Origin of the sequence: Sulfurimonas indica, from assembly GCF_009192995.1 — a bacterium.
Classification (GTDB): Bacteria; Campylobacterota; Campylobacteria; order Campylobacterales; family Sulfurimonadaceae; genus Sulfurimonas; species Sulfurimonas indica.
The window spans coordinates 1-5,782 of sequence record NZ_SDID01000041.1; the positions used below are offsets into that span (position 1 = coordinate 1).

At 35.5% G+C, this 5,782-nt stretch carries 7 protein-coding genes and 1 tRNA gene; 3 read left to right on the plus strand and 5 right to left on the minus strand.

Annotation, left to right across the window (positions count from 1 at the left end):
* The 4 genes from aat to ES948_RS10710 all read right to left on the minus strand — a co-directional run.
* A partial coding sequence (gene aat / locus ES948_RS10695) for a leucyl/phenylalanyl-tRNA--protein transferase (protein ID WP_152184942.1) occupies positions 1-730 on the minus strand: 730 nt, incomplete at its 3' end.
* A complete protein-coding gene (gene clpA, locus ES948_RS10700; protein WP_152184948.1) occupies positions 708-2,909 on the minus strand; it encodes an ATP-dependent Clp protease ATP-binding subunit ClpA in 2,202 nt (733 codons plus the stop codon). The genes aat and clpA, both read right to left, overlap by 23 nt.
* Before the next feature lie 3 nt (positions 2,910-2,912).
* A complete protein-coding gene (locus ES948_RS10705; RefSeq protein WP_152184943.1) occupies positions 2,913-3,212 on the minus strand; it encodes an ATP-dependent Clp protease adaptor ClpS in 300 nt (99 codons plus the stop codon).
* A gap of 2 nt (positions 3,213-3,214) precedes the next feature.
* Positions 3,215-4,450 (minus strand): aminotransferase class I/II-fold pyridoxal phosphate-dependent enzyme, encoded by a 1,236-nt coding sequence (locus ES948_RS10710; protein ID WP_152184944.1) that lies wholly within the window; start codon positions 4,448-4,450, stop codon positions 3,215-3,217.
* A gap of 128 nt (positions 4,451-4,578) precedes the next feature.
* On the opposite strand from ES948_RS10710, the gene ES948_RS10715 reads away from it, so the two are divergent.
* From ES948_RS10715 to ES948_RS10725, 3 genes are all read left to right on the plus strand, one after another.
* Positions 4,579-4,806 carry a hypothetical protein gene (locus tag ES948_RS10715; protein WP_152184945.1) on the plus strand — a complete coding sequence of 76 codons (228 nt, stop codon included), beginning with the start codon at positions 4,579-4,581 and terminating at the stop codon, positions 4,804-4,806.
* A gap of 6 nt (positions 4,807-4,812) precedes the next feature.
* On the plus strand, positions 4,813-5,037 hold the full coding sequence (locus ES948_RS10720; RefSeq protein ID WP_152184946.1) for a hypothetical protein: 225 nt from the start codon (positions 4,813-4,815) through the stop codon (positions 5,035-5,037).
* Positions 5,038-5,100: 63 nt separating this feature from the next.
* A tRNA-Arg gene (locus tag ES948_RS10725) sits at positions 5,101-5,177 on the plus strand.
* 36 nt (positions 5,178-5,213) lie between these two features.
* On the opposite strand, the gene ES948_RS10730 is transcribed toward ES948_RS10725, so the two are convergent.
* Complete coding sequence (locus ES948_RS10730) at positions 5,214-5,741, minus strand: protein-L-isoaspartate O-methyltransferase family protein (protein ID WP_281346811.1); 528 nt, start codon at positions 5,739-5,741, stop codon at positions 5,214-5,216.
* Between the last annotated feature and the right edge of the window lie 41 nt (positions 5,742-5,782).

Here is a 5,782-nt window from a genome sequence, read left to right on the forward strand (position 1 = left end):
CTTCTTCAAGAAAATTGCATTTATGATTTGAACTTAGGTTTAATAGACTTGGATTAATAGCCCAATCGTGATTTATTGTATCCATATTTGACTTTTGCAAGCGCATTAAAAAATAATCTCTTGCTACTTCTTTTGCACCTAAACTCTTTAAATGTTCAGTTGGTACCTGACAATCAACAAAATCATATCCCCATTTTTTTAAATGCCGAATTAAAACTGCATAAGCTGCTTTGGAAGCATCACGCTCATGAGTAAACATAGACTCTCCACAAAATACTCTTCCTATTACTAAACCATAAAGTCCACCAACAAGTTTTCCTTCTTTATTATAGCTCTCAACACTATGTGCTAATCCCATACCATGAAGTGTTTCAAATGATTCTATAAGTTCACTGTTAATCCATGAGCCATTTTGACCTTCACGTTTTGTTGTAGCACATTTTTGCATTACATCTTTAAAATTGGCATCAAATTTATAGCTGAACTTTTTCATACTTTTTTTGAGTGAGCGAGAAAGTTTAAAATCATCAAGTTCCATAATAAGTCTTGGATCGGTTGACCACCAAAGAATAGGGTCTTGTTGTGAATACCAAGGAAAGATACCATTTTGGTATGCTCGAATGAGACGAGAAGGATTAAGATCTCCACCCCAGGCTACGATGCCATCTTCATTGGCATCACGTGGATCTGGGAATGTTAAAGAGTGTTTATTTAGCTGTGGTAGGTACAAGTTCTAGCTCATGAAAATCTAGTTTTAGTTGATTGTCTACAGTATTTACCTCTACGCTTCCTCCATTTTTTAACTTACCAAAAAGAATTTCATCGCTGAGTTTATTGGTAATGTTATCCTGAATATATCTTTTAATAGGTCTTGCTCCCATCTCTTTAGAATAGGCACTTTCTACTATATGCTCAATAGCATTATCACTCAATGATATAGTGATTTTTTTCTTTTTGAGTTCATTATTTAAATCATTTATAAATTTGTGGACAATTCCCTTGACAGTCTCATGTGAGAGTTGTTTAAAATCAACTATTGCATCGAGTCTGTTTCTAAACTCTGGCGTGAAGAAAGCTTTTAATTCTTCATTTGCCGAGAGAGAATCATCTTTATTAAATCCCATAACACTGCGTGCAGTTGCTCCTATATTTGATGTCATAATCAAAATAACATTTTGAAAGTTTGCTTTGTAACCGTTATTATCTGTCAATGTTGCACTATCCATTATTTGCAATAAAATATTGACTAAGTCAGGATGTGCTTTCTCTATCTCATCAAGTAGGAGCACTGTATAAGGATGTTTTTTAATTGCTTCAGTAAGCAACCCACCCTGTTCATAGCCTACATATCCAGGAGGTGCACCAACAAGACGTGAGAGTACATGTTTTTCCATATATTCACTCATATCAAATTTTTCAAAATGAATACCGAGTGTAGAACTGAGTGCATGTGCGAGCTCTGTCTTACCTACACCTGTTGGTCCAGAAAATAAAAATGAAGCTATAGGTTTGTTTGGAGGTGTTAGACCAGCTTTTGATATTTTGATAGCTTGTGCAACAGCTTCAACAGCTCTGTCTTGACCGATAACACGAGTTTTTAATTTCTCTTCGAGATTTTGAAGTGCTATAGTTTCATCACTGTTCATTTTTCTGTTAGAGATTCCAATGATAGATGATATCGTTCTTTGAATGTCATTTGCACTTACTTTGACACGTTTGTTTTTCTTGAGATGAAATGATGCTGCAGTCTCATCTATAAGGTCAATAGCTTTATCTGGTAAAAATCTGTCTGTAATGTATCTTTTTGATAGGTTGACAGCAGTTTTTAGTGCTTTATTTGTATATTTAACTCCATGATGCTTTTCATACTTTTTTTGTAAACCTTTTAAAATAAGATAGCTTGTTTTTTCGGATGGTTCATTAATATCTACTTTGGAAAACCTTCTACTGAGAGCTTTATCTTTTTCAAAGCTATTACGATACTCTGCAAAAGTTGTTGCTCCCATACATTTTATCTCACCAGATGCCAGAGCCGGTTTGAGCTGGTTCGCTGCATCCATAGAACCACTAGTGCTACCTGCACCGATGAGCGTATGAATCTCGTCTATAAATAAAATGGCATTTGGAATCTTTTTAACTTCATCCATAATGCCTTTGAGGCGTTTTTCAAAATCACCTCTGTATTTTGTTCCTGCAAGCATTGCTCCTAAATCAAGTGCATAGAGTTCGGAATCTTGAATGATTTCTGGAACATCTCCTGCCACGATTTTTAGTGCTAATCCCTCGGCTATCGCAGTTTTTCCAACACCCGGTTCACCTACTAAAATGGGGTTGTTCTTCTTTCTTCGACAGAGAATTTGTGTAACACGCCTTATCTCTTTCTCGCGTCCGATAACAGGGTCAATTTTGCCTTCTCTGGCTTTTTCTAAGAGATTGATTGCATATTTTTGAAGATGTGACTCTTTTTCATTTGCATTTTTTTGGATGTCAGTATGTGAGATAACCTCCAAGATATCAAGTCTTGAGATTCCATACTCATTTAAAAGTGTATAAGCAAACGTATGTTCCTCTTCATAGAGAGCTGCAAGTAGATCACCTACATCGGCACTCTCTTGCCCTGCTGATTGGATATGGCGTACCATATTGTCAATGAGCCGTGAGAGAGCAACACTCTCATATGGTTCTTGATTGATGTTTTGTGGCAGTGTTTCAATATTTTCTTTGATGTATTTTGCAAGTTCTTCTTTCATTTTAGCTGTGTCTCCACCACAAGCTTCAATAATGGCCGCACCCTCGCTAGAGTTCAGAAGAAGATAAAAAACATGTTCAATGGTTAAATATTCATGATGAAGCTGTTTTGCAAAAAGAATTGATTTTTGAAAGATATCATTGAGTGTTGGACTGATCATCATTTACTCCTCTTCCATCGTGGCTTTGAGTGGAAAACCACTGTCTTTGGCACGACGAGTGACTTGCATCACCTTTGTTTCTGCTATTTCATGTGTATAGACACCACATAAGCCTCTTTCATGTTTGTGAACTTCAAGCATAATAGATTCTGCTTCTTCATAACTTTTATGAAAGATGCTCATTAAAATATCTATAACAAACTCCATAGATGTATAATCGTCATTTAGAAGATAAACTTTGTACTTTTTTGGATATTTTAAAGATGTCTCTTCATGGAGCTCATAATCAGTTCTTGTTCCCATAATTATTCTGCCGCCTTTAAAAAGTCTTCTATAATGTCTTGTGGATTTTCTAAACCTACAGAGACTCTGATAAGTCCATCTGTTATACCTAGGAACTTGCGAGTATCTGCATCAAAGTCACTATAAATTGTTGATGCCATATGCAGAGCCAATGTTCTACTGTCTCCAATGTTCGCTGTAATTGTTGCTAGTTTCGATTTGTTCAAAAACTCATACGCTTTTTCTTGTGAACCCATATCAATAGTAAAGAGTGTACCACATCCATTTTGAAACTGTTCTTTATATCTTGTATGATGTGGATGTGAAGCAAGTGATGGATGGTTGATATTCAAACCTTTCGCATCAAGTGCTTTTGTAATCTCTTCAACACTTGTAATAATTCTAGGAAGTCGAAGAGGCAGTGTTTCAAGTCCAAGCATTGTTTGGTAGCTGGCATGTGCATTGGCACTCATACCAAAGTCACGCAAGGCTCTTTTTTTTGCATTGGGAATCAATGCCATTTTTCCGATATTTTTGATAAACTTTTCTAAAAACGGATATCTGGAGCTTTTGAATTTATCATCTTCATCATTAATAGCTCGAAATACAACACAACCACCAAGGGCAGACGAGTTTCCTGTAATAATTTTCGTTGTTGAATAAACCACAATATCTGCACCGAGTTTTAAGGGTGAGATGCTCAGAGGTGTAATTGTATTATCAACGATAAGTGCTACACTGTGTTTATTTGCAATATCTGCAATACGCTTAATATCCGGCAGGCGCATATTTGGGTTGCCGACACTCTCTAAAAAGATTATTTTTGTGTTTTCTGTGATAGCATTTTCTATCGTTTCAAATTCATCTACATCAAAAAAAGAAGTTGAAATTCCAAAACGTGAAAGTGTTTCAGAAAAGAGTGAATAGGTACCACCAAAAAGCCCACCGATACTGATGATCTCATCTCCTGAAGCAAGCAGAGACATTGTTGCAAGTGTCGTTGCACCCATTCCTGAACTTGTTGCCACGGCACCAATACCACCATCCATTTGGCTCATAATTGATTCTAGCTTTGCTGTTGTAGGATTACCCATACGTGAGTAGAGAGGTTTTTTTACACTGCCGTTAAATATTCCTTCTGCAGTTTCTGGTGAGCCGTAGCCAAACGATGCTGATACAGTAATTGCAGGTGACACTGCACCCTCTTTATTCCCGACATTTTGGACAAATTGAGTAGAAAAATCTTCAAATATATTCATTTATAGTTTTACCTTATTTCATAGTAGATTAATTATAGCAAATTTGAGATAATAATTTTTCTATGTAGATTAATTATGCTAGAATTGTAAGAAATAAATTTATTAATTAATATGAGGATTTGTACTCCATGCAAAATCAGTCAGTTATCGAGAGATTAGATGAAAAAATCAACCAGATTTTACAAAAATGTGAAAACTTGAAAAATGAAAATGAGATAATGCGTAGTGAACTTATAACACTAAAAGCAGAACGTGAGATAAAAGATGCGGAGATTGAAAAGTTGATACAGACAAATAATGAAAAAGACCAAGAGATAGAAGAGATAGTAAATAAAATTGAAAGTGTATTGGGCTAAAGAGGGATGAGTAGAAAAATAGGTTTGCATATTGGAGGTCGAAGATTTGATGTCGATGTTGAAGAGAAGTTTGCAATATTTTTAGAGACGCAAATGCAAAAAGATTTTAATATGGAAGGCAATAATGATTTAAAAGCACTTCTACAAGCCTATGTACGTAAAAACCATGAACTCTATCTGCAAAATCAAGAAATAGAAGAAATTCTTAAAAAGATGGAAGATGATGAGTAAATTTTAGCGTAGTATAAGTTAAGAGTGCTATAATTTCACCCTCTTAAACAAGAGAAATGGTGTGCGCTCGTAGCTCAGCTGGATAGAGCACTGGTTTGCGGTACCAGCGGTCAGGAGTTCGAATCTCTTCGGGCGCACCATACTTTTTTTAAAAAACCCCTTTTTTACTTTATCAGTTAAACAACCAACGGAACAAACCTAAATCCGTAATGTTCTATAATATCGAGTTCTTCATTCTCTTTTTTTGTAATTTCGTAGATTGTATTTTTTACAGGTACAACAAGTTTTCCATTTATCTTTAATTGTTTAACGAGCTCTAGTGGAAATTCATTGGCAGCTGCTGAAACTAGAATACGGTCAAATTTTTGATCTTTTATTCCTAAACTCTCTTTAGCCTGTTCTATGTGAACCTGTTTAAGATTATATTTTTCAAGGTTTTTTTTAGCAAAAATAACTAATTCAGGAATCCTCTCTAATCCTGTAACGGAACCATCTTGCGTTACAATATGACCTAGCAGTGCAGTAGTCCAGCCAGAGCCACTTCCGATATCTAAAACTTTATCCCCTTTTTGAGGTTGAAGCATCTCAAGCATCATAGCTACAGTACTTGGCTGAGAAATGGTCTGACCATAGCTTAGCGGTTTTGGATAATCTATATATATATCATCCTCTTTTGAGTCTCTTACAAAATCTTTCCTGTCTATAGTGTCAAACGAATCCTAAAATTTTGCACTAAAAAGTAAAA